Below are 22,971 nucleotides of genomic sequence, written 5' to 3'. Positions count from 1 at the left end.
ATGCAAGTCAACCTGAAGGATGTCTCCTCCGTTTCGCCGTCTCAGGAGGACGGAAAGGACATCCCGCATCTGGCAGGGCTGGGCGCGACCATGCGACAGGTTTTTGCCGCCCATTTCATGCGCGATTGCCCGCATATCCTCGAAATCGGCGGCCATATCCGGCCGATCACGCCCTATCTCACCCATCATCCGCTGTCCGTTACCTCCGTCGATCCGAAGACCGAGGCTTACGAGGCGTCCGAGCTCAACGGCCAGCCCTGTATCGTCAGGCACGTCCCCGCCAAGTTCCAGCAGATCGACTACGATTATGCGCCCCGCAGCTACGGCCTCGTCCTGCTTGGCTACTCATTGAAACCGTTCGGCCGCCGCGATCCGCTCGGCGACCTGTTGTTCTCGCTGATCGACAATGCCCGTATCGTCATCATCGAATATGCTCCTGAGCTGGAACGCGCCGCATCGCAGGTGCCGCATATCATCAGCCGCCCGTCCGTGACGGTCAGGGGACAATTCGATCTTCATTTGCATGACCCGGAGATCGCCGGCACGCCATACGCTGCCAGACGCTTCTACGTCCTCGACACCCGCAGCACGGCTGGTTGAATTCGCCCATGGAAAAAAGTATCGCCCGTTACATCTGGACTCACACCCGCGCTCAGCAGTTGTGGATCCTCCTCGTCGTCGCCGTGTCGATGATCCCCTATTTCCTGTCGTTCGACCTGCCCAAGCAGATCGTCAACGGCCCGATCCAGGGTGACGGCTTCGATCAGCCGGGTGCGACCCAGACCTTCATGAACATCAATTTCGATCTGCCATGGATCGGCAATGTCGCGCTGTTCGACGGCTTCGAGCTGACGCGCATGCAGACGTTGTTCGCGCTCAGCCTCGTGTTCCTGCTGCTGGTGATCATCAACGGGCTCTTCAAATTCTACATCAACACCTTCAAGGGCCGGCTTGGCGAGCGGCTGTTACGGCGCATCCGCTTCGAGCTTGTCGATCGCATCCTGCGTTTCCCCCCCAGCCAGTTCAAACGCATGAAGGGTGCGGAAGTCTCCAGCATGGTCAAGGACGAGGTCGAGCCGCTCGGCGGCTTTACCGGCGACGCCTTCGTCCAGCCCGCCCTGCTTGGCGGACAGGCGCTGACCGCACTGTTCTTCATCTTCATGCAGAATACCTGGCTCGGCCTGATCGCCGCGGTCATGGTCGCTGTCCAGGCGCTGATCATCCCGCGCATGCGTCGCCGCCTGCTGGTGCTGGGCCGCGAACGCCAGATAACCGCCCGCGAGCTTGCCGGCCGCGTCGGCGAGATCGTCGATGGTATCGGCACCATCCACGCCTATGACACGTCGAACTATGAGCGTGCCGACATCGCCTCGCGCCTGGGGCTGATCTTCAGAATCCGCTATGACCTCTACCAGTGGAAATTCCTGGTCAAGTTCATCAACAATTTCCTCGCGCAGCTGACGCCGTTCCTGTTCTATTGCATCGGTGGCTATCTCGCCCTGCAGGGCCGTCTCGATATCGGCCAGTTGATCGCCGTCATCAGCGCCTACAAGGACCTGCCCGGTCCGCTGAAGGACCTGATCGACTGGGACCAGACCCGCCAGGACGTGCAGGTGAAATATGTCCAGGTGGTCGAGCAGTTCAGCGTCGACCGGACAATTGATCCCGCCGTGCAGGCCATCGCCATCAAGGATGCCGGCGCGCTGAAGCATCCGCTGGCGGCCGTCAACCTATCGCTGGCGGACGATAGCGGTGCGAAACTGCTGGAGCGCGTCTCGGTGCAGATCCATCCGGGCGAGACGGTCGCGATTGTCGGCGGCGCGGCTGGCGGCGGCGACATGCTGGCGGAAGCCTTCGCGCGTCTCGTCTGGCCCGAAAGCGGCAAGGTGACGCTCGGCGGCGACGACATTCTCGAATTGCCGGAATCGGTAACCGGACGCGGCATTTCCTATGTCTCGGCCGATACCTATTTCTTTTACGGAACCCTGCGAGACAATCTGCTCTATGGCCTGAAGCATGCGCCGCTGAAGGATGCCGTCTATGAAGGCAGCCGGGCAACCCATCGCAAATGGCAGATCAACGAGGCGCGGCTCGCGGGCAACCCGCATCATGACGTCAACAGCGACTGGATCGACTACGAGGCTGCCAACGCGACGAATGACAGCGACCTCTTTGCCCCGGTCCTTTCGGTTCTCGACACGGTCCAACTGTCCAAGGACATCCTCGACCTCGCGTTGCGCACCACCGTTTCGCCGGAAGACCATCCGGGACTTGCGGAAGGCATCGTCGAGATGCGTCATGCCCTGCGCGAAGAGCTGGAAGAGGCAGGATTGAGCAGCCTCGTCGTGTCATTCGAGCCGGGCGCCTACAACACCGAAGCGACAGTCGGCGAAAACCTGCTGTTCGGCACCGCGACCGGCCCCTCGTTTGTCGGCAAGGCTATCGGCAAGAACGTCTATTTCCGCTCCGTCGTTGGCGGCACCGGGCTTGATCATATCCTGTTCGATATGGGTTACAGCATCGCCGAGAACGCCGTCGAACTGTTCTCCGACCTACCGCCGGACCACCCGTTCTTCCAGCAGCTGACCTTCATGACGGCGGACGATATTCCGACCTATCAGCTGCTGCTGCAGAAATACAAGGGCAAGGGTTTCGACGTGGCATCGGAAGATGATCGCGGTGCGTTCATTCGCCTCGCCTTCCGCTATATCGAACCCCGCCATCGTTTCGGTCTGCTGACCGAGGAACTGATGGCCAAGATCATCGATGTGCGCCGGCAGTTCCATGACGGCATGCCTGAGGAGATGCGCGACGAGATCGAGCGTTACGACCCCAACCATTACAACGCGTCGGCAAGCCTGATGGACAATATCCTGTTCGGCCGCATCAGTCACAAGCATGCCGATGGTTCCAAGCGCATCCGCACGATCGTCAGCTCGCTCCTGAACACGCTGGGCCTGCTGGAACAGGTTCTCGATATCGGCCTCGATTTCAATCTCGGCGCCGGCGGCAAGCGGCTGACCTCGGTCCAGCGCCAAAAGCTCAATCTGGCGCGCGCGCTGGTGCGCCGATCGGACTATTATATCCTCAACCGGCCGCTGCCCGGCCTCGACCACCGCCTGCAGGACGAGATCGTTCGCGATGTACTGAAACTGGTGCGTCGCGACGGACGCGATCCGGCGGTCGTCTGGGTGCTATCGAACACCTCGCTTTCAAGCCTGTTCGACCGCGTCCTGGTCTTCGACAGGGGCATGCTTGTGGAAGAGGGCACCCATGCGGCGCTGGTCAAGAATAACGGTATCTTTAAGGAACTTGTATCATCATAATGTCAAAGGCAAAGTCCATGCGCGCAGGACAGGCGGGTATGGACGTTCTTCCGGACGGCGGCACGGGTGAGGAACACCGGCTGCCGAACCGTAAAGGCGGAAAATGGGGACGGGCTTGAACATGCTTCTGAAAGACGAAGTTCAAATGCTGCGGCGGGTGCCGCTGTTTTCGAATGTGGAACCGGGAAAGCTGAAGCTTCTCGCGTTCACCTCCGATCGTGTCAGCTATGACATTGGCGAGGCTCTCTTTCACCAGGGCGATACCGGTGACGCGGCCTATGTGGTTCTGGCCGGCAAGGCCGATATCCTGGTTGATTCGTCCACAGGTCCGATCAAGATCGCCGAAGTCGAAACCAATTCGATCGTCGGCGAAATCGCCATTCTCTGCGACGTGTCGCGTACCGCCACCGTCCAGACGACCACGGCGCTCGAAGCCCTGCGCATCCGCAAGGATCACTTCCTCAAGCTGCTGACCGATTTTCCCGAAATCACCATCGAGATCATGCGCGTGCTGGCGGATCGCCTGAGCCACACCACCAGCGAGCTTTCCGAAGCCCGCAGCCGTGCGGCGCGCGCAGCCGATTGAGCAGATGGAAATTGCGTACGGCAAGCGTTAGCGGGCTTGCCGCACGCCCTGCTCCGCTTCCACGATCGGCGTGATCGAACCCGTCTCCCGGTCGATGCGAAAATTACCGGACGGCAGGCCGGCGGCATATTTGCCGTACATGCGGAAGATCAGGGCAAGCTGGCCTTGCATCGATCCCGCATTCGCCCATCCGGCTTCGGCATAGAGACGTTCGACGGCGCCATAGGCGGCAAGGCGCTCCCGGCTGATCCAGCCCAAAGCCAGTTCGCTGCCCATCCGCAGGCGATACCAGTCCCCCAGGAAATCCAGCGCCTTGATGCCGGAAAGAGCCGTCGGCTCGAACCGTTCCGAAGAAAGCCAATCGGCCAAGCGCGCTCGCATTGGAGCATCGTCACGGGCGGCCATCGCCGCCGTCACCGCATCCGGCGCAGCCAAGGGTTCCATAAGCGCCAGTACCGCCAGATCGGTGAGATCAAGACCGCGGAACAGCGCCGCAAGTTCCTTCGGCCATTCGCGCTTGAGATAACGACGGCCGACCAGATGGCCGATATGCTCGGAGACGAAGCCACCATAGTCGGCCACGTCGAGCATGCCGCCGGCATCGAGCCCTGACGGCACGACTTCCTTCTCATAGGCCCATTTCAAATCCGCATCGATCGGCATCGCGTCGATGCCGATCGTCTCGATGTCGATCGTCCGCTCGTCGATTGAAATAACTTTGTAGGCGCAGGGGAAAGCGACGAGCGACGGCATGGCGATATTGATCAGGAACCGGCCATCCAGGGCATGACGGGCGGTGTCGTTGACATGGAGATGGCCGCTGAAATGAATGTCGATTCCGGCATCGATCAGCGCCTCGGCCACGGCCGCCTGAGGAATACGCTCCACCATGCCCGTCCGGCCAAGCAGCGCCATCTCGTCCTCGACCGTCGCATCCAGCGGATCGATCACTGGATAATGCGAGAAGGCGAGAAGGCTTTTGCCTTCTTGGCGCGCACGCGCCGCCACATTCGTCATCCAGTCAAGCACGAACCGCTTGTGCCGCAACATGGCGTTCCAGCCGGCACTGGTGGAATCGGCAAGGTCACCCGCCTCGCCCGGAACGATGCCATCGGCGGGAACGAAGACATTGGCATCGATCATCAGCAGCCAGACGCCGGCAAAGGGTTCGACGAGATAGGACGCATCCATCAGCGAGCGAGTGGTCCGGCCATCGGGCGAACGGACATCATAAATCCGCGACGCAGGGTCGCCATCACGGCCGAAGGGCGTTTCCCAATGAATGTCGCCAGGCCGGGGGTAGAAACCGAAATCGGCCATCTCCTTGAGGCCGTCAGGATACCCTTCGCAGTGCATCAGCGAACTCGCGATCACCTCCCGCGCACCCCGGTCGCGCACATTGGGATCGCTGCTGACGACACTGTAGCTGCCATCCGCGTTGAGAAACCGCTTGGCACGATGGCGACCGGCCGCGCCGAAAATGTCGTGATTGCCGACGGTAGCGTAAAATCGCATGCCGAACCGCGCGGCATAATCATCGAGCACTCGCCTGACGCCGCGAACCGTCTCCACCTGCCCGTCATCGGAATAATCGCCCAGCAGCACGACATGGCGGATGCCGCGCGCCGCGATGTCGTCGAGCGTATGGAGAAGCGCGAAATAGCTTTCGTTGAAGACGCGGGTCGAACGGGCCGTATCGGCCAGCAGCCGGAACGACAGGCGGCGATCGCCATGCGCGAGACCGGGAAAGCCATAATCGGCATAGAGGTCATGGAAATGCGCGTCGGCGATGACGGCAATGCGCGGAGGCTTGGAGGACGGCATTCTCTGGATGTTTTCCATCAAAGGTTCAAACAGGATTCATTTGCCGTGGTCTCTGGCACAGATGGAAAGAAAAAGCGAATTGGCGTCTCGCTTAAGCCGGGCAGTTTGGCTAACATGGCGGAAATGAGGCTTGGTTAATCAAGCCCGCCAAAAAGACGGCATTAAGAAAGAGATGGGACAGTTGCAGATGAACGGAACGCAGGCGACTGACCGTGACTGAGGCAAAAGAGTGAACGATAAGTTGTTTCGTGTACGGCTATGGGGAGTTCGAGGCAGCCTCCCCGTATCGGGGGCCGAATTTCAGCATTATGGCGGCAATACCATCTGCATCGAAATGCAATGCGGATCGCACCGACTATTGTTCGACGCCGGCTCCGGGCTGATGCCCGCCGGCCAGACCCTGAAGTCCGAAGGCGTTTCCGATTTCAATCTGTTCTTCACTCACTGCCACTATGACCATATCGTCGGCTTGCCCTATCTGCCGTCGCTGTTCGATCCGATGGCCTCGGTCACCATCTGGTCGGGACATCTGGCCGGACGCATGTCCACCCGCCAGATGATCGGCGAATTCATGCGGCCGCCGTGGTTTCCGGTCGAGCCGGATATCTGCCGCGCCTCGATCAACTGTCGCGATTTCCGCTCCGGCGATGTGCTTGTTCCCCATGATAATGTCGCGGTGAAGACCGGCAGCCTCAACCATCCCGGCGGCGCTATCGGCTATCGGGTCGAATGGGGCGGCCGCGCCGTCGCGCTGGTCACCGATACGGAACATCGCCCCGGAAGTCTCGACCCCGCCGTGCTCGACCTGATCGAAGGTACCGATCTGTTCCTCTATGACTGCATGTATACCGACGACGAGATGCACCGGCATGTCGGCTACGGCCATTCCTCATGGCAGCAGGCCATTCGCCTTGCCAAGGCCGCCGGTGCCAAGCAGGTCGCCTTCATCCATCACTCGCCGCTGCGAACCGACAGCGAACTCGACGCGATCCAGCGGCTGGCAGCCCAGGAATTCAACGGCGCCTTTACGGCCCGTGATGGTCAGGTGATCGACGTTTAAGATAGACCGCTACTGCTTTCAGAGGTCGCGCAGGATACCCGCCACCGGTTCCCAGCGGGCAGCGGGGTGGCTTGTTGTCACCTTGAACAGCGCCGTCAGGAAACCCCGGACGGCTTCATCGTGCACGAGATGATGTGTCAGAACACCCGTTAAACCGCCATGGTCGAACGTGTGCTGCAGCCGCGCGACGATCTCCGCAGCGAGTTCCAGGGGATTGCGTCCTCCCCGCGTACCATGCCAGTCCATCACGTCCACATGCGAATTGACCACGCCGAACGCCGCCGGCTTTTCGGGACCATAGACCGAGAGCGCCTTGAAGCCGATGTCGGACAGATGCGGCACAAGGATCTTGTCGATCCGGTTCCATGGCGGCACCAGCATGGGAACGAAGCGGCCTTCATGCAGCGCCGCCAGTTTGTCGAAGCCGGCACTCAGTTCGGAAAGGACATCGGGAGCCGGCCTATGGCTGCCCAGCTCCTGTTTCTTCTCCTGCGGGCCGGCATAATTCCGGTGCGACCAGCCATGGACCGCGACGGAGACGTGCGGCTCTTGCTCCAACCGTTGCACCAGCGGCGCGCCGGTGTGAGCCGGGATGACAGCCAGCGTCACCGGAACCGAAAATTCGCTGACCGTCGCCAGAAAATCGTCGAGCGCGGGCGTCGGCTCGACCGCATCGTCATCCCGCAACCAGAAACGGGCCGTCTTGCCTGCCCGCTGCCACCGGTCCAGCTCCCGGCTGATCAGGCTGTCAAACTCTGTCATCGTGCCCGCTTCACATATTGATCGAGAATATCCGCAAGTTTCATTGCTGCCCGGTCGATCGAGCGTTCTTCGCTCGCGAATACCCGTGCTTCCGACGCCAGCCCCGCGCGCAAACCATCGTAAGTCAAAAGCCGCTCGATCGCCTGCGCATAGGCGGCGACATCATCCGGCGGTGTCAGCAGCCCGGTCCTGTCATGAACGACCACGGATGGCACGCCGGCAACGGCCTGAGCGACCACCGGCAGGCCCGCCGCCTGCGCCTCCAGATAGGCAAGGCCGAAGGCTTCACCGCATCCGGGCCAGAGATAGAGTGACGAGGCCGACAGCAGATCGGCAATTTCATCCGCTGTCTTTTCACCGTGCCAAAAGATGCGATCCGCCTTGAAACGTGAAAACAGCGCCTGCACCTGGGCTGCCTGCGGACCGTCGCCGACGATCGAGAGGGTCCATGGCAGATGCGTGAGCCGCGCCAGTGCCTCCGCCAGCATGCCATAGCTCTGCATCTTGTCGCCCGGCCGCATCATGGCGATGGTGATCAGCCGCCCCGGCTGGGGCTCCGGCTTGCGCGCCAGCATCAGCGCCGGATCGATGAAGGGCGGCAAGAGTGTTAGCCGGGCATCGGATGCCGCTGCCGCAAGCCCGTCACGGTCGCGCTCGGTCAGGCAGATGTTGACATCCGCCAGCCGCACCGCGTCCAGCACGCGATCCTGCATTTCCGCCGACAGCCCGATATTGCGCCTCTCTGAATAGGACGCCTCCGCCGTGAGATAGGCGATGCCGAATTCACGCGCGAGGCTCGGCCCGATGAGATCGGGCGCCTTGTAATAAAGGTGATAGCAAAACCAGGCGTCCGGCGGTCCCGATGCGCGCCATTGCGCCGCGATTCGCTCCTTCTCCGCTTCCGCCCTTCCAAACAGATCGGCGACCTCAGGCGTGGATGGTTCACGAAGAAAGGCACGCAGTTCAGAGACGACATATACCTTGTGTCCTGCCCGCTGGAGCGCCGAAATCAGCAACCTCGCCATCAGCCGGTCGCCGGAGGGAACGGGATGGTTGGGTGATTTCAGCGGGGAATAGAACGCGATCTTCATGCAGATGTGGTTCTAGGACATCGGACTGAAGAAGGAAACCGCCGGCGGGCGGATTCGCTGCCTTCCAAGGATCAGCGCAATGCCTGTTCCGTCTCGGCGTCGAACAAATGCAGCGCATCCTCGTCGAATGAAAACAGCTGCGTCATGCCGACGTCGAGCCGGGCGCGCGGCGGCAGGCAGACGGTCACGCGCTCGCCACCCACACGTCCTGTCACCACCAGTTCCGGGCCTGTCAGCTCGACGACCTCGATATCAACCTTGAGCGCCAGCAGTCCATCGAACTCTCCAGCCAAGCGCAGGGCTTCGGGCCGGATACCGATTTTGACGCGCCGGCCAGCGGCGGCCACGCCTTTCAAATGGTTCGGCATCGTGATTACCTGCCCCGATCCGTCGAGACGCAGGCCATCCTCGCCGACCACGGCGGAGAGAACATTCATCGGCGGCGAGCCGACGAAGCCGGCGACATAAAGCGTGGCCGGACAATTATAGACTTCTTCGGGCGTCCCGAGTTGCTCGATCCTGCCATTGCGCATCACCGCGATACGGGTCGCCAGCGTCATCGCCTCGATCTGGTCGTGGGTAACGTAGACGATTGTCGTGCCCAGCATCTGGTGCAGGCGCTTCAGTTCCGTCCGTGTTTCCATGCGCAATTTTGCGTCGAGGTTGGACAGCGGCTCGTCGAACAGGAAAACCTGGGGCTTGCGCACCAGTGCCCGACCGATCGCCACGCGCTGGCGCTGACCGCCGGAGAGCTGGCTTGGCTTGCGATCAAGCAAGGCTTCGATCTGTAAGAGCTTAGCCGTTTCCTGCACGGCCTTTTCCCGCTCCGCCGTCGGAACCTTGCGCATTTCGAGGCCGAAGCCGATGTTGCGATGAACCGACAGGTTCGGATAGAGCGCATAGGACTGGAACACCATGGCGATGTCGCGATCCTTGGGATGGACGCCAAGCACTGAACGACCACCGATTCGGACATCGCCGCCCGACGCCTCCGCAAGGCCGGCGATGATGTTGAGCAGGGTCGACTTGCCGCAGCCGGAAGAGCCGAGAAGCACGAGAAACTCGCCGCTTTCCAGCGAAATATCGATGCCCTTCAGCGTTTCGACCGCGCCATAGGTCTTGCGGACATTCTGAATTTCCAGCGCGCTCATGATGCGGCCTCTTCGTTCGCGGCCGGGAGCGGGCCGCCATAGCTGCGGGGCAAGGTGGAAATGGCGCGCGAGGCGACGCCGGTGCCAGCCGTCAGGCAATCGATGAGCGGCCTTCCCTCGGCAAAGGCCGCAAGAAAGGCGGCGTTGAAAACATCGCCGGCGCCGATGGTATCGACGACCTTGACGGCCGGCGCCGCGACCGAGGCGAAATTTCCATCCGCATCGATACCGATCGCACCCTCCGGGCCACGCTTGACGACGACGACGGCGCCTTGGGGCATGTGATCCTTGATATGACGCGCCGCATCCGCTGGGTCGTCCAATCCGGACAGCGTGGTTGCCTCGACCTCGTTCAACAGTGCGCAGCCGCAGCGCGACAGCCAGTCCCGCGTCGCCTGCTTGTTTTCTTCCGTCCAGCCGTCGAGCGGCCAGCCGGTATCGAGCGCCATCATGATGTCGTGTTGATCGGCCCAATCGAACAGGGCGGAATAGTTCCGCGTCAGGTCGTCTGTCAGGAAGCATCCGCACAACAGGGCGATACCGCCGGAAAGCCGGTTTCCATCAAGGACGGCAAGCATGTCAGCAAGCGAGAAACGTGGCAGATGACCGCGCGTGGTGAAGAAGGTACGCTCGCCATCTGGATGGGTGATGCCGACCGACAGCGTCGTGCCCTCGGGATGCACGGTCCATTTCTCCGCACGGCTGCCGAAGGACTGCCGCAGCCAGCGTCCGAACTCGTCGGAGCCGATGCTGGCGGCGATATCGAAATCAACGCCGAGGGCGGCCCAGGCGAGCGCGCTGTTGCCGGCGGCGCCACCGACCCGCAACTCGTCATGATCGACAATGATCTCGGTCCCGGCCTTCGGCCAGGGCTCGGCCGGCCCGAGGATCAGATCGACATTGACATTTCCAATCACCGCAAGCGGACGCATTTTCATTCACTCCGGGTGATCTTGGTGGAGCGCACCGGAGTGCCGGCATTGTCGACACGCGCATCGGCAAAAGCGATCATGAAGCATTGCGCTACCGGCAGCATCGAGAAGATCGCCGCGAGCCCAGTCGCGGGCTCAAACCCGAGTGTCGTCGCGCCTTCAACCGGCGGCTTGCCCGAGGCATCGAAGATGATGACCGGAGATCCGGTCTCGACGGCCGATACGGCCATCGCGGTGACGAGATCGGCCGTTTCGTCATTGCCGCGAAACAATACGACGCCGACCTGCGGCCCCAGCATTTCCATCGGTCCATGCCGCAACTGCCCGCCTTCCAGCGAAAAGCAGGGCGCGCGCGAAAGCTCGGTCAACCCCAGCGCCAAAGCTTCGGCAAGCCCCTGAAGGCGGCGGCCGGAGGTGACCACCGCCGCCACGTTTGCAAACGCCTTAAGCGCCGCATCGAGATCATTGGTCGCCGGTGCCGCAAGGGCAGCGAGCGCCGGTGAAGCGTCCTCGCCGAGTGCCGAAAGGATCGCCAGATGTAGCGCAAAACTCACCGTCAGGCTGCGGGTCGCGGCAAAGGCAAGCTCGGTTCCGCCGGCGCCGATAAGGCTCGGCGTCGTCCTGGCGAGGAAAGACGACCCTTCCAGCGTCAGGCCGAACGTGTGTTCGGAGCCGCCGGTTTCGGAAAACCAGCGATGAACTTCCGCACTTTCTCCGGACTGCGAGGTGATCAGCACCGTTCGGCCCTCGATCGCCAGCGGCATGCCGAGCTGTTCGGACAACGGAACAGCGATCGCCTCGATACCGAGCGCGCGGTAGAGCGGCTCCACCGCGCGGTTGACCGCATGCGAACCGCCCATGCCGAGCAGCAGCAGGCCGCCGGTTTCCCTGAGCGAGGCGGCGATAACCTTTGCCCGTTCGCCGGCGCTTTCGAAGGAAGCGATGGCATCGGCATTCTGGCGCGCCATTTCACGGTCGATGGCTTTCAAGCCTTCCGGACGAATTTTCTGTGAAGACATGGTCACCCCTTGACGCCGCCGCTGGTGAGCCCCGAGATCAGGGCACGTTGCATGACGAGGCCGATCACCACCGGCGGCAGGGCGGCAAGCACACCCGCGGTCGCGATCAGCCCATAATCGGAAACCCGTCCGCCCGCGAGATCGGCGATGGCGACGGTCAGTGTCTTGGCGCGCAGGTCGGAGGTGAACAGCAGCGCATAGAAGAATTCATCCCAGGCCAGCAGGAAGGCAAACAGCGCCGAGGTCGCCATCACCGGTGCAGCAAGTGGCAGGGTGATGATGCGCAAGGTTGCAAACAGCCCGGCGCCATCCATCATCGCCGCCGCCTCGATCTCGCGGGGAATGGAATCGAAGCCGGATTTCATCAGCCAGGTGGTGAAGGGCGCGAGGATGGTAAGATAAACCAACGCCAAGCCGAAAACATTGTTGAGCAGGCCGAGATGCGACAGGCCGAAATAGAGCGGCACGGCCAGCGCCACCGGCGGCAGCATGTAGGTGGCGATCACCATATAAAGCGACCAGCCGACCGAGGGCGTGCGCGATACCGCCCAGGCGGCGGGGATCGCCAGAGCCAGAGCGGCAAGCGTCGCCAGGCCGGCGACGACGATACTGTTGATCAGCGACGCGACGAAGGCCGCGCCGGCGCTGTTTTCGACACTGGACAGCAGGACCGCGTAACGCGAAAAATCGACCGTCTGCGGCCACCAGTTCAGCGGCTTGGCGGTGAGATCGGCGGCCGGCGATATGCTCATGACGAACAGCCAGACCAGCGGCGCCAGGATGATGACGGCGAGCAGCAGCGCGCAGGCATGGATGAAGATCGAAAACGGCAGGCTCTTGCGTTCCATCAGATATTGCTCCCCGCCGTTTTGCGCACAAGGGCGGCATAGGCGGCGGCCAACACCGCGACCAGCAGCGTGACGATCAGCGCAAGCGAGGCACCCGACCCGGCACGCTGGAAGGAAAATGCCTCCTGATAGACGAGGATCGACAAGGTGCGCGTCGAGTTGGCCGGGCCGCCGCGCGTCATCACCCAGATGATGTCGAACACCTTGAACGCCTCGATCGTACGCAGCACCAGCGCCACCATCAGCGGGCCGGCGAGATAGGGCAGCGTGACGAAGCGGAAGCGCGCGCAGGGACCTGCGCCATCGACCAGCGAGGCGGCGGTGATATCGCGCGGCACGGCTTGCAGCGCGGCAAGGGCGATCAGCGCCACCAGCGGAAAGTTCTTCCAGCAATCGGCGATGATGAGAGAAGCCATCGCCGTGCCGGGCTCACCGAGCCAGGAGCGATAGGCATCGAGCAGGCCAATCTGAGTCAGCGCTGCATTCAGCGCGCCATATTCCGGATTGTAGATCAGTCGCCAGAGTGTGGCGTTGACGACGGTCGGCAAGGCCCAGGGCAGGATCATCAGCCCGCGCAGCAGGGCACGTCCACGAAACTCCTGATTGAGCAGGAGAGCGGCAAGCACGCCGAGGACCATTTCGGCGAAGACGGAGATGACGGCGAATTTCGTCGTCGTCACCAGCGTGCGCTGGAAGTTCGAGCCGGTGACCGTCTTTACGTAATTGTCGATGCCAACAAAATTGCCTGCCGTGCCGACCAGCTTGGCGTCGGTGAAGGACAGGTGGATCGTATCGACGAGCGGCCAGCCGATGACGGCGATCATGACGGCGAGCAGTGGCAGCATCAGAAGCCATGCGCGTGTGGTCATCGATGTCCCGGTCATGGGGCAACTCTTCCTGAAAATAAGACATGATGCAAGGGGCCGGGCGACAGGAAGGATGCCGCCCGGAGATCAGTGGATTTGGGGCTTTCTAGCCTTAGAGACCGCTGTTCTCGGCGGCGGTCTTCAGCGCATCCTCCGGCGACGACTGGCCAAGCAGCGATTCCTGAATGGCCTGCTGCAGAGCGACGGACAGCTCCTGATATTTCGGGGTCGTCGGGCGGGGATACATGGCGGCGAGCGCCAGCTTGGCAGCCCCGATCAGCTCTTCCTGATCCTTGGTGACGGCCGGATCCTCGTAAGAGGAGGCCCAGATCGGCAGGCTGAGCTTGGCATACTGGTTCTGCACCGCCTGTGAGGTCATGAAGGTGATGTAGTTCCAGGCTTCGTCGGGATGCTTGCTCGTCGTGGTGATGCCGAGGCCCATCGAGCCGTTGACAGCCGAAACCTCGCTCTTGCCCGACACGCCCGGCGCCGGCACGACACCGACCTTGCCGGCGACCTTGCTGTCCTTGCCGGCATTGGCGAGGTTATACATGTAGGTCCAATTGAGCGCGAAGGCCGCCTCACCGTTCTCGAACACCTTGCGGACATCTTCCTCGAGGAATTCCTTGGAGTTTGGGTTCGAAATGCCGGACGTGTAGGTCGACACCATGTAGTTCAGCGCGTCGAGACCGCCACCGGTCTGGAAGTCCGGCTTGCCGTCCTTGAGGAAATCACCGCCGAAAGCGCTGACCAGCGTGGTGTAGTCGCAGATCGCGGCTTCGGCCTGCGACCAACTCCAGGCGATCGGCGTTGCAAGCAGGCCCTTGTCCTTGATGATCTTCGCCTGTTCGGACAGCTCGTCCCAGGTCTTCGGCGGCGTCTTGATGCCGGCCTTTTCGAGGATTTCCTTGTTGTAGAACAGGTATTTCGTATCGAGAATCCACGGCATGCCGTAGGAGGCGCCATCATACTGGACCGTCGTCCAGGCGCCGGGCAGCACGCCATTCTTCATGTCCTCGGTGATGCGCGAGGAAACATCGACCAGGGTCTTGTTGCTGGCATATTCCGCCGGCCAGATCACATCGAACAGCACGACGTCGTAACCGCCGCCGGAACCCTGCGCCAACACCGTCTTGTCGTGCAAGCCTTCATAGGGCACGAACTCGACATTGACCTTGACGTCCGGATTGGCCTTGGTGAAGGCGTCCGTCATGGCGCGGACATCGGCTTCGCTATAGGCCGCCTGCGCCATGAACAACGCATTGAGCGTGGTTTCCGCGTAAGCGTTCGTGGCGAAAAATGCACCGATCAGAGTGGCGCCGAGAAGCGCATTGCGCTTGGATTTCAACATGTCTTCCCTCCAGTGATTGGACAACAATCGTTTCGTTGGGCGCGGTCGCCCACGCCGTTCCGACCCCGCCATCGGCGGTTCTCGGCATGCCTGTCGAAGTGTCACACGGCGGTTCGGGCTGGCCCATACGCCGTTTCGCTCCCATGAAGCTCTTTTCGGCTTCTTATTAAGTCAATTGCTTTGACTTATTTCTTGTTCAATATGCTAATAGTGTCAAGAGGAATTTGCGGGATGAACGAGATGCGGCCGATCAGGGCCAAAAGCGGCACCAACCAGGAAGGCACGAGCGCCCATAATCGCCGCGTCATGATCGATGCGCTGCGATTGAACGGGCAGTTGTCACGCGCCGATCTCGCCCGGGCGACACGGCTGACGAAGCAGACGGTCTCGAACATCATTGAGGACCTGGAAGTCGACGGGCTGGTTGTTTCGCTGACGGCCGTGCGCAATGGCCGCGGCCAGCCATCCACGCCCTATAGGCTTGTGCCGGATGGCGCCTTTGCCATCGGCCTGCAGATCGATCGGCACGTCACCCGCGCCATCGCCGTCGATCTCGTCGGCACGGTTCTGGTGCGCGCCCAGGCAAACCTGCCGCCGGGCGGGCCGGCCAACGGCGCCAAAGTCATTCTCGATCTCATTGAACAGGTCAGGACGGAACTTGCCGGGATCGCCGAACAGGCCGAGAAGCGGCTGGTGGGGCTTGGTGTCGCCATGCCCGGGCCCTTCGGGTTAGCAACGGATAATGACGACCAGTGGATGATGGCCGCCTGGCAGAATTTTCCGCTGCTGGAAACACTCGCCGCCGGCACCGGGCTGGAAGTCGGTCTGCAGAATGACGCGGCGGCCTGCGCGACGGCCGAGCGCATGGTGGGTGCCGCCCATGGCATCGATCATGCCGTCTGCCTTTATGTCGGCTACGGTATCGGCGCGGGCCTTATCCTCAACGGCGAACTCTATGCCGGCGGCAACGGCAATGCCGGCGAAATCGGCATGGCGCTGCTGCCACCGACGGCCCGCCGCCCGGAGCAGACATCGCTCGAACACCGCGCCTCGCTCGCCTCGCTCTACCAGCATCTCGGCGCCGATCCTTCAGACCCCGGCCTGCACGACCGGCTGAACATGCTGGTGGACAAAGACGATCCGTCCCTCACCCGCTGGATCGAGACTGCTGCGGAAGAGCTGCGCTGGGGAGTGCAACTGATCGAAACGATCTTCGATCCGCAGACCGTCATCCTCTGCTCGGGCGCTCCGGAACCGCTGACGCGCAAGCTGTTCGACGCCATCCTTCCACTGCTGCCGTCCAATGCCAACCGGCCTGACCGGACCCTTCCGCGCCTGCAACTGGGCATGACGGATCCCTGGTCCGTCGCGCTCGGGGCTGCCGCCGAACCCATCAGCAGGGCCTTCGATCCTCGCTTCTCGGCGATCCTGAAGACCCGCGCCAACGCGCTCTGACAAAAGGAGCCGCCATCGAACGCACGCCGGAATGATCGGTCGCGCAATTTCAGGACTGCGCGGTCCGAGGGCGGGCTACATCGTTAATCCCTTCGGCATCCGGGGCATGGCCGTAGCTCATCTTGCGCATCTGCTCGATCACCCGCGCCATCTCGTCGTCGGGCAGAACCGGTGGTTCGCCGAGCGTCAGGGCCTGAACATACATGCGCGACAGGGTCTCGATCTCGATCGCCAGCCATAAAGCCGATTCCAGCGTCTTGCCGAGCGAGATCTGGCCATGCTGACCCAGGAGGCAGGCCAGCCGGTCCTTCAGCGCGACCAGCGCATGGTCCGAGAGAGCCTGCGTACCGAAGGTCGCGTATTCAGCACAGCGGATTGTCGTACCGCCGGCAATGCCGGTCATGTAGTGGAAGCTCGGAATGGTCTTGTGATGGCAGGCCAGCGTCGTCGCGTAGACCGAATGGCAATGCAGCACGACGTCGATATCCGTGCGGTTCTTCAGGATGTCGCGATGAAAGCGCCATTCAGAAGACGGCCGCCGGCCGACATAGGTACCGTCGAAATCCATCTCCACCAGATCATCCGGCGTCATCGTATCATAGGGCAAGGACGACGGTGTGATCAGGAAGCCGCTGCCGGTGCGCACGGAGAGATTTCCGGCCGTTCCCTGGTTGATGCCGCTCGAATTCATTCGTCGGCAGATATCGACCATTTCGCGCCGCAGCGCGGTAATATCGGTTTGGGTATCGCTCATGAGGTGGACCTTTCGTGTCGTGATGAAAACAGAGTGCGTGCCGATTGCCGCGCCAGCCCCTGCCAGCGGTGGAGATAGGCGGCCAATTCGGCGGGCGGATGCTGAAAGGCAGGCGGCTTTTGCAGGGCGATCGCAGCCCGGCTAAGCCGGGTGCCGTGATGAGCCAGAAGCGCCGTCCCCGACGCGACGCCATAGCTGTCGAGATTGGCGACGGTGTCGCCGCGCGGTCGCAGGGCCGAGACGAGAGACGCATAGAGCGGATCACGCAGGAAGCTGCCGTCGAGAATGACCCGGCCGCTGCTGTCGAGCGCATCGAGGCATTCGACCGTCAGCAGCGCGGTATAGAGCACCGCCATGGCCTTGCGTTCGGCGGCATCCTTCGGCGCCGGGCCTGCGAAATGCCCCTTGCTTGCGCTCCCCGGAAACAGGCCATCATCGTCGCCGAAGGATGGCAGGGCCATGGTGCCCCGCTCGATCATCCGGCTGACGATCGTCGGATCGGCATTCAGATGCCCCTCATCCTTGCCGACGATATGGGTGAACTCCCGCCCGCCCATGGTCAGCACGCCACCGACCGGACGTCCCTCGACATCGCTGTTGCAGGTCATGCCGCGACGCTCGTCGAGATGCGCAAGCGGCGTGCGGCCGCTCAGCGCAACGATCCAGGTGCCGGTGGAAACGACCGTAGCCTCGTCGAAGCCGGCCGCCTGGTAACGATAGAAATTGGCGCTGCTATCGTGGATGCCGGCGAGAACCGTCATGCCCTCTGGCAAGCCGTATCGTCTGGCAAGCGCCGGGCGAATGGAACCCACCGCCTGCCAGGCCTTTGCGAAGGGCGGCAGCAGGCGGGCCCAGCCCTGCGAGGCGACGATCGGCGACCAGCGGCCTTCCGCGACGTTCCAGAGATGTGACTGAGCACCGAGCACCGTCGCCTCGGAGACGGCGACGCCGGAAAGCCGCCAGGCCCAATATTGCGGCACGCCGAGAAACCAGCGGGCACGGGCAAATGCCTTGGGTTCGGCCTGCTGCATCCAGAACATCTGGCGCGCCTGATGCGTGGCGGCGTGCATCATGGCGCTGCCGCGATCGAAAAAGGAACCTGATAGCGGCGTGTAGCGATCGCGGATGTCTTCGGGCAGGTGCTGCTCATAATCGATCATCGGCAAGGCGGTGCCGTCGCCATCGTCCGGATCGGGTCCGACGAGAACGCCGCCGGAACCGTGGCCGGAGGAAACGAAGGTTTCCAGCGGATGACGCTTCGCCAGACCGGCGAGACGGTCGAACACCCAGTCGCTTAAGGTCTTCAGGTCATGATGTTTCCATGGACCCGTCGCCAGCACCGGATTGGGTACCGACACTGTTTCGGCAATGGTGCCGGATGCAGTGACAGCGTTGAGCTTCACATTGGTCTTGCCGACATCGAGAACGGCGACAGTCGCCGACTGCGCAGTTCCCATCCGGTCGAAGATACGCCTTTCCGCCATTTCAATGCCCTGAACTCGCCTGCGATATGGCTGTCCCCGCCGGAGCGGAAACAGCCCTGCCATCTCAGATCAGGCCGTATTGTCGCGCCTTGTTGCGCAGGAACGGCAATCCGTTGCCCATCACCTCGGCCTCGTCCTTGGCAACCGGCCGCCAGACCGCAAGCCCGTAGGCCACTTCGGGCGGCATGTTGATGAAGCTTTCCATCGCCAGCCCACCCTTGAAGCCGATCGCCGCGAGCGCCGCGTAGATCGCATCCCAGGGAACGTTGCCATAACCCGGCGTGCCGCGGTCGCTTTCGGAGAGGTGGATATACTTGATGTGATCGCGGGCGATCAGGATGCCGTTGGCAGCACCCTTCTCCTCGATATTCATGTGGTAGGTATCGAGATGCACGAAAATATTGTCGGCGCCGACCCGCTCGACCATGTCGACCGCTTGCTGCGCCGTGTTGATCAGGTGGTTCTCGTAGCGATTGACCGCCTCGACACCGAGTTGGATGCCGCGCGTCTTGGCGTGCTTGGCGGCGGCCTGCAGCGCCTTGGCGATATTGTCATATTCCTTCTGCGTCGGCGGCATGCCCGTGCGCTCGCCGATGCCGCCGAAGATGACGCCCGACAGCGCCTCGGCCCCTATGTCCGCCGTCTTGTCGATGGCGACCTTCAGATGTTCGACGGCCTTTTCCGGATGGACCGAAGCCCAGGCATGCTCCGGCAGGCCCAGCGAGCAGACCGAGCGCAGCTTGTGCTTTTCCAGAAGCTTGCGGCTGTGTTCCGCATCGACCGCCGGCGCGTTGAGAAGCGCGATCTCGATGAAATCCATCTCGTATTTGACGGCGGCGGCGATCGCCTTTTCCGCGCCCGCGCGGTCCCAGTTCATGGTCCACATGCTGGTATGAACGCCAAAACCTTCCATGGCTCTATCCTTTTTTTCGCTTGAGAAATCTGAAATGCCCGGCCGCAAAGCGCAGGATCATCACGGCAATGAGCAGGATGCCCCAGACGGCGGTCGCCAGATGCTGGTTGGCACCCATGATATTGAGGCCCGACGAGAGCAGTTGCAGCACCACGAGGGCGACAAAGACGGGAATGACGCGACCGAACCCGCCGAACGGATTGACGCCACCCAAGAAGCAGGCAAGCACCGTGATCAACAGGTAGGATTCACCATGGCCGACGCGCACCGAGTTGAACCGCGCCAGCATGATGATCCCGGCAACCGCGCACATGGCGCCCGAGAGTGCGTAGACGAGCACGATGACCTTGCGCGTGTTGACCCCGGAATAGCGCACCGCCTCGATGTTCGAGCCGATCATGGTGGTGTTGAAACCGAGCTTCATGCGCGTCAACAGCAGGTGCCAGATCAGCACGCAGCCGATCAACACCATCAGCGGCACCGGGAATCCGAGAATGCTGCCATGGCCGAGCGGCTGCAGGAAGGCCGGGAAACCGGAGACATCGCCGCCACGCGTCAGGAATTCGCCCAAGCCCCGCAGGAAGATCATCATCGACAGCGAGACGAGGATGGGATGCGCGCGGGTATAGGCGATGACCAGCCCCATCACCACGCCGCTCAGCCCGCCGACGCCGATCGCCAGGATGCTGCCGAGCAAAAACGCGAACGGCCCGGCATCGGCGCCACCGTTCTGCTGCAACACCCAGGCCGCTGTCAGTCCGGCGAAATTGGCGGTGAAGGTGATGGCGAGGTTGAGCCCGCCGGTCAACACCGGCAGCAGCATGGCAAGCGTCAGCAGGCCGAGTTCCGGCAGTTGGAAGGCGACGGCGCCAAATGTCGCGGAACTCAGGAACTGCGACGATGCCAGGCTGAAGAAGACGAGTACGGCGAGCAGCGCGAAACCGGGGCCGGCCATGTCCGGGCCGAGAATTGCCTTGATACGATCGAGGATCACGGTCATTTACGGCCCTCCCCCTGACGCATGAACGGCAGAAGCTTTTCGATGCTGGTGTTCGACAGGGTGATGGCGACGAGGATGATGGCGCCGACGATCATCTTGAACGCATAGGGCGAGACGCCAGCCAGATTGAGCCCGTTCTGGGTGATCGAGATTAGCAGCACCCCGAGCACGCAGCCGAGCACCGAGCCCTTGCCGCCGCCAAGTCGCGCGCCGCCGAGAACCACAGCTGCCAGTACGTCGAGTTCACGGCCATAAAGTGCATTTGGCACGACCTCCTGCGCATAATGCGCCTGCACGAGACCGGCGATACCGGCCATCAGTCCGAGCCAGCCGAAGGCGATGAACTGCATGGCGCCGATATTGATGCCGAACCGGCGCGCGCCTTCCGGATTGTCGCCGAAAGCATAGAGCTGGCGGCCGGTCGTCGTGCGGGTGATGAACGCCCAGGTCGCGGTCACGCAGATCAGCATCACCAGTACGGGCAGGGTGATCTCGATCCAGCTGCCATCCGCCATCTCGTGCTCGAACAGGATGACCCGCGTGGTCAGCCAGTCCGGCAGGTTGTAGATCGACACGCCACGGGTGAAGAACATCAGCAGGCCGAAATAGATGTTGAAGGTGGCGATGGTCGCAACGATCGAGATGATCCGGAATTTGTGGATCAGGAAGGCGTTGATGGCGCCGAGCAGCACACCGAGCGCACCGGCGATCAGAAGCCCGCTGATCCAGCCGCCGCCCCCCATCCAGCCGAGTATCAGCGCCGCGACATACTGGACGACGGAGGCTGCGACCGCGAAGGAAATGTCGATGCCGCCGGCAATCAGCACGACAAGCAGGCCGACGGCAAAGATGATGTTGACGGAACTGGTGTTCAGCAGATCGAACGCATTGCCGAGCGTGAAGAAGCGGTCGGTGACGAACGACAGAAAGAGGCTGATGATAGCGATGACAGCCAGAAGCGCAAATTCCGTCGCGTGGGATTGAACGATCTTACGCATAGACGGCTGCCTCGATATCCGCGAGTGAGCATTCCGCCGGCATAAATTGATCGACGACGCGCCCCTGCTTCATGTGCAGCACGCGGTCGGCATTGAAATAGACTTCCGGTACCTCGTCAGAGATCAGGATGATCGCAAGACCGCTATCGGCGAGCTTGGCGACGATATCGAAGATGCCGGCACGCGCGCCGACATCGACGCCGACCGTCGGGGCATCGAGAATCAGCAGTTTCGGATCCGTCGCCAGCCATTTGGCGATGGCCACGCGCTGCTGGTTGCCACCGGACAAGGTGGAGATCGCATCGTCCTGCTTGCCGATCTTGACGCCGAGATCGGCGATCCAGCGGGCGACGAGGTCGCGCTTGCGCCGGTCGGACAGCATGCCGCCGGCCATGGCATTGTCGAGCGATGCGATCACCAGATTGTCGGCAATCGACTGCGGCTGGATCAGGCCGAGCGACAGGCGATCTTCCGAGAGGTAGGCGATGCCGGCCCTGATGGCGTCGCGGTTGGAGGAGAAGTGGACGGGCTTCCCCTCCAGCTTGATGGTGCCAGCCCGGGGCTTCAGCATGCCGAACAGCGAAAGCGCGAGTTCGGTGCGCCCTGCCCCCAGCAACCCTGTGATGCCGAGTGTCTCGCCACGCCGCACGGTAAAGGAGATGCTCTCGAACTGGCCGGGACGGCTCAGGCCCTCGACTTCGAGCACGACCGGATTGGCGCCGACATCGCGGACGCGGATCGTCTGGTCGAAGGTCTTGCCGGTCATCAATTCGGTGATATGCGACTGCGTCATGCCCTTGGTCGGATAGACGCCGACCAGTGCGCCATCCCGCAGCACCGTCAACCGGCTGGATATGTCGAGCACTTCGGCCAGCCGGTGGCTGACGAAGACGACGGCGACGCCGGATGCGGAGAGCGTGCGGACGATCCCGAGCAGGTAGTCCGTCTCCGATTGCGTCAGCGACGCCGTCGGCTCGTCCATGAAGACAAGCTTCGCCTCACCGACCAGCGCGCGGGCAATCGCCACGATCTGGCGCTGGGCGATCGGATAGCCCTTGAGCGGTCGGTCGACATCGAGCGTGACACCGAGCCGGGCCAGCGCCTTCACCGCCGTTTCGCGCATGCTCCTGTAATTGACGAAGCGCGGCCAGCGGCCAAGCAGCGTCTGGAAGGCAATGTTTTCGGCCACCGTCATTTCCGGAAACAGCGCCAGATCCTGCCAGATCACCTGAATGCCGGAATTCTGCGCCGTCACCGGCGACATGTGGGAATAGGCCTGCCCGTCATACTCGATGACGGCGCCGTCTCCGGGGCGATAGACTCCGGTGATGATCTTGATCAGCGTGCTCTTGCCGGAGCCGTTTTCGCCGGCCAGGCAGTGGACTTCGCCCGGCAGCACGTCGAAACTGACATTCTTCAGCGCCTTGACGCCGCCGAAGGTCATATTGATGTTGCGCAGGGACAGGAGCGGCTTTTGGCCGCCCTCCGCGTCAGCACGTATCGTCATCGTATCAACCTGTGAGAATGCAACCGGGGAACGCTCCGGGCACC

General features: G+C 62.2%; 20 protein-coding genes. 5 read left to right on the top strand and 15 right to left on the bottom strand.

Translation table 11 applies throughout. The features are described 5' to 3' along the window. The 3 genes from ACST81_RS07925 (at position 1) to ACST81_RS07915 (ending at position 3,912) form a co-directional block, all read left to right on the top strand. On the top strand, positions 1-600 hold the full coding sequence (locus ACST81_RS07925; RefSeq protein ID WP_438752381.1) for a hypothetical protein: 600 nt from the start codon (positions 1-3) through the stop codon (positions 598-600). Positions 601-608: 8 nt separating this feature from the next. Then, positions 609-3,326, top strand: coding sequence for an ABC transporter transmembrane domain-containing protein (locus ACST81_RS07920; RefSeq protein ID WP_438752380.1), 2,718 nt, complete (start codon positions 609-611; stop codon positions 3,324-3,326). Between the two features lie 121 nt (positions 3,327-3,447). Next, entirely contained in the window at positions 3,448-3,912 is a 465-nt protein-coding gene (locus ACST81_RS07915; RefSeq protein WP_325464050.1) for a cyclic nucleotide-binding domain-containing protein, read from the top strand. A 27-nt stretch (positions 3,913-3,939) separates the two neighbouring features. On the opposite strand, the gene ACST81_RS07910 is transcribed toward ACST81_RS07915, so the two are convergent. Next, the gene (locus ACST81_RS07910; protein WP_438752378.1) at positions 3,940-5,736 is read right to left on the bottom strand and encodes a metallophosphoesterase family protein; all 1,797 of its coding nucleotides are present in this window, start codon (positions 5,734-5,736) and stop codon (positions 3,940-3,942) included. A gap of 229 nt (positions 5,737-5,965) precedes the next feature. Between ACST81_RS07910 and ACST81_RS07905 the strand changes: the two genes are divergently transcribed. Further along, a complete protein-coding gene (locus ACST81_RS07905) occupies positions 5,966-6,796 on the top strand; it encodes an MBL fold metallo-hydrolase (protein WP_438752376.1) in 831 nt (276 codons plus the stop codon). Positions 6,797-6,814: 18 nt separating this feature from the next. Here the strand turns inward: ACST81_RS07905 and ACST81_RS07900 are convergent, their stop codons facing one another. The 8 genes from ACST81_RS07900 to ACST81_RS07865 all read right to left on the bottom strand — a co-directional run bounded on the left by ACST81_RS07900 (position 6,815) and on the right by ACST81_RS07865 (position 14,816). Then, positions 6,815-7,558 (bottom strand): polysaccharide deacetylase family protein, encoded by a 744-nt coding sequence (locus ACST81_RS07900; protein WP_438752374.1) that lies wholly within the window; start codon positions 7,556-7,558, stop codon positions 6,815-6,817. Next, positions 7,555-8,649: a glycosyltransferase family 4 protein gene (locus tag ACST81_RS07895; RefSeq protein ID WP_438752372.1), complete on the bottom strand. Its 1,095-nt coding sequence runs from the start codon at positions 8,647-8,649 to the stop codon at positions 7,555-7,557. Before ACST81_RS07895 ends, ACST81_RS07900 begins: the two co-directional genes overlap by 4 nt. A 71-nt stretch (positions 8,650-8,720) precedes the next feature. Further along, complete coding sequence (locus ACST81_RS07890) at positions 8,721-9,800, bottom strand: ABC transporter ATP-binding protein (RefSeq protein ID WP_438752371.1); 1,080 nt, start codon at positions 9,798-9,800, stop codon at positions 8,721-8,723. Then, entirely contained in the window at positions 9,797-10,732 is a 936-nt protein-coding gene (locus ACST81_RS07885; protein WP_438753429.1) for a PfkB family carbohydrate kinase, read from the bottom strand. Before ACST81_RS07885 ends, ACST81_RS07890 begins: the two co-directional genes overlap by 4 nt. Positions 10,733-10,734: 2 nt before the next feature. Beyond that, on the bottom strand, positions 10,735-11,751 hold the full coding sequence (locus tag ACST81_RS07880; RefSeq protein ID WP_438752370.1) for an SIS domain-containing protein: 1,017 nt from the start codon (positions 11,749-11,751) through the stop codon (positions 10,735-10,737). A gap of 2 nt (positions 11,752-11,753) precedes the next feature. Further along, positions 11,754-12,599 (bottom strand): carbohydrate ABC transporter permease, encoded by an 846-nt coding sequence (locus ACST81_RS07875; protein ID WP_438752368.1) that lies wholly within the window; start codon positions 12,597-12,599, stop codon positions 11,754-11,756. Then, entirely contained in the window at positions 12,599-13,483 is an 885-nt protein-coding gene (locus tag ACST81_RS07870; protein WP_438752366.1) for a carbohydrate ABC transporter permease, read from the bottom strand. Before ACST81_RS07870 ends, ACST81_RS07875 begins: the two co-directional genes overlap by 1 nt. 94 nt (positions 13,484-13,577) lie before the next feature. Continuing rightward, positions 13,578-14,816: an extracellular solute-binding protein gene (locus tag ACST81_RS07865; RefSeq protein ID WP_438752364.1), complete on the bottom strand. Its 1,239-nt coding sequence runs from the start codon at positions 14,814-14,816 to the stop codon at positions 13,578-13,580. Positions 14,817-15,047: 231 nt separating this feature from the next. On the opposite strand from ACST81_RS07865, the gene ACST81_RS07860 reads away from it, so the two are divergent. Next, a complete protein-coding gene (locus ACST81_RS07860; protein ID WP_438752362.1) occupies positions 15,048-16,271 on the top strand; it encodes an ROK family transcriptional regulator in 1,224 nt (407 codons plus the stop codon). A 49-nt stretch (positions 16,272-16,320) separates the two neighbouring features. On the opposite strand, the gene ACST81_RS07855 is transcribed toward ACST81_RS07860, so the two are convergent. The 6 genes from ACST81_RS07855 to ACST81_RS07830 form a co-directional block, all read right to left on the bottom strand. Continuing rightward, entirely contained in the window at positions 16,321-17,025 is a 705-nt protein-coding gene (locus ACST81_RS07855; RefSeq protein WP_438752360.1) for a class II aldolase/adducin family protein, read from the bottom strand. Then, positions 17,022-18,509 (bottom strand): FGGY-family carbohydrate kinase, encoded by a 1,488-nt coding sequence (locus ACST81_RS07850; RefSeq protein WP_438752359.1) that lies wholly within the window; start codon positions 18,507-18,509, stop codon positions 17,022-17,024. Before ACST81_RS07850 ends, ACST81_RS07855 begins: the two co-directional genes overlap by 4 nt. Positions 18,510-18,573: 64 nt before the next feature. Further along, positions 18,574-19,422: a sugar phosphate isomerase/epimerase family protein gene (locus tag ACST81_RS07845; RefSeq protein ID WP_438752358.1), complete on the bottom strand. Its 849-nt coding sequence runs from the start codon at positions 19,420-19,422 to the stop codon at positions 18,574-18,576. Positions 19,423-19,426: 4 nt separating this feature from the next. Then, positions 19,427-20,422 (bottom strand): ABC transporter permease, encoded by a 996-nt coding sequence (locus tag ACST81_RS07840; RefSeq protein ID WP_438752357.1) that lies wholly within the window; start codon positions 20,420-20,422, stop codon positions 19,427-19,429. Beyond that, positions 20,419-21,420, bottom strand: a complete 1,002-nt coding sequence (locus ACST81_RS07835; protein ID WP_438752356.1) for an ABC transporter permease — start codon at positions 21,418-21,420, stop codon at positions 20,419-20,421. The genes ACST81_RS07840 and ACST81_RS07835 overlap by 4 nt, the downstream gene beginning before the upstream one ends. Beyond that, positions 21,413-22,927, bottom strand: a complete 1,515-nt coding sequence (locus tag ACST81_RS07830) for a sugar ABC transporter ATP-binding protein (protein ID WP_438752355.1) — start codon at positions 22,925-22,927, stop codon at positions 21,413-21,415. The genes ACST81_RS07835 and ACST81_RS07830 overlap by 8 nt, the downstream gene beginning before the upstream one ends. Between the last annotated feature and the right edge of the window lie 44 nt (positions 22,928-22,971).

The organism is Pararhizobium sp. O133 (assembly GCF_051669845.1).
GTDB lineage: Bacteria > Pseudomonadota > Alphaproteobacteria > Rhizobiales > Rhizobiaceae > Pararhizobium.
The sequence above is the reverse complement of the archived record's forward strand: the minus strand, read 5'-3'. Positions and strand labels throughout refer to the sequence as shown.

Coding starts and splice junctions, on each gene's coding strand:
- ACST81_RS07925 (WP_438752381.1), top strand. CDS start 1: ATGCAAGTCAACCTGAAGGATGTCTCCTCCGTTTCGCCGTCTCAGGAG.
- ACST81_RS07920 (WP_438752380.1), top strand. CDS start 609: ATGGAAAAAAGTATCGCCCGTTACATCTGGACTCACACCCGCGCTCAG.
- ACST81_RS07915 (WP_325464050.1), top strand. CDS start 3,448: ATGCTTCTGAAAGACGAAGTTCAAATGCTGCGGCGGGTGCCGCTGTTT.
- ACST81_RS07910 (WP_438752378.1), bottom strand. CDS start 5,736: ATGCCGTCCTCCAAGCCTCCGCGCATTGCCGTCATCGCCGACGCGCAT.
- ACST81_RS07900 (WP_438752374.1), bottom strand. CDS start 7,558: ATGACAGAGTTTGACAGCCTGATCAGCCGGGAGCTGGACCGGTGGCAG.
- ACST81_RS07895 (WP_438752372.1), bottom strand. CDS start 8,649: ATGAAGATCGCGTTCTATTCCCCGCTGAAATCACCCAACCATCCCGTT.
- ACST81_RS07890 (WP_438752371.1), bottom strand. CDS start 9,800: ATGAGCGCGCTGGAAATTCAGAATGTCCGCAAGACCTATGGCGCGGTC.
- ACST81_RS07885 (WP_438753429.1), bottom strand. CDS start 10,732: ATGCGTCCGCTTGCGGTGATTGGAAATGTCAATGTCGATCTGATCCTC.
- ACST81_RS07880 (WP_438752370.1), bottom strand. CDS start 11,751: ATGTCTTCACAGAAAATTCGTCCGGAAGGCTTGAAAGCCATCGACCGT.
- ACST81_RS07875 (WP_438752368.1), bottom strand. CDS start 12,599: ATGGAACGCAAGAGCCTGCCGTTTTCGATCTTCATCCATGCCTGCGCG.
- ACST81_RS07870 (WP_438752366.1), bottom strand. CDS start 13,483: ATGACCGGGACATCGATGACCACACGCGCATGGCTTCTGATGCTGCCA.
- ACST81_RS07865 (WP_438752364.1), bottom strand. CDS start 14,816: ATGTTGAAATCCAAGCGCAATGCGCTTCTCGGCGCCACTCTGATCGGT.
- ACST81_RS07860 (WP_438752362.1), top strand. CDS start 15,048: ATGAACGAGATGCGGCCGATCAGGGCCAAAAGCGGCACCAACCAGGAA.
- ACST81_RS07855 (WP_438752360.1), bottom strand. CDS start 17,025: ATGAGCGATACCCAAACCGATATTACCGCGCTGCGGCGCGAAATGGTC.
- ACST81_RS07850 (WP_438752359.1), bottom strand. CDS start 18,509: ATGGCGGAAAGGCGTATCTTCGACCGGATGGGAACTGCGCAGTCGGCG.
- ACST81_RS07845 (WP_438752358.1), bottom strand. CDS start 19,422: ATGGAAGGTTTTGGCGTTCATACCAGCATGTGGACCATGAACTGGGAC.
- ACST81_RS07840 (WP_438752357.1), bottom strand. CDS start 20,422: ATGACCGTGATCCTCGATCGTATCAAGGCAATTCTCGGCCCGGACATG.
- ACST81_RS07835 (WP_438752356.1), bottom strand. CDS start 21,420: ATGCGTAAGATCGTTCAATCCCACGCGACGGAATTTGCGCTTCTGGCT.
- ACST81_RS07830 (WP_438752355.1), bottom strand. CDS start 22,927: ATGACGATACGTGCTGACGCGGAGGGCGGCCAAAAGCCGCTCCTGTCC.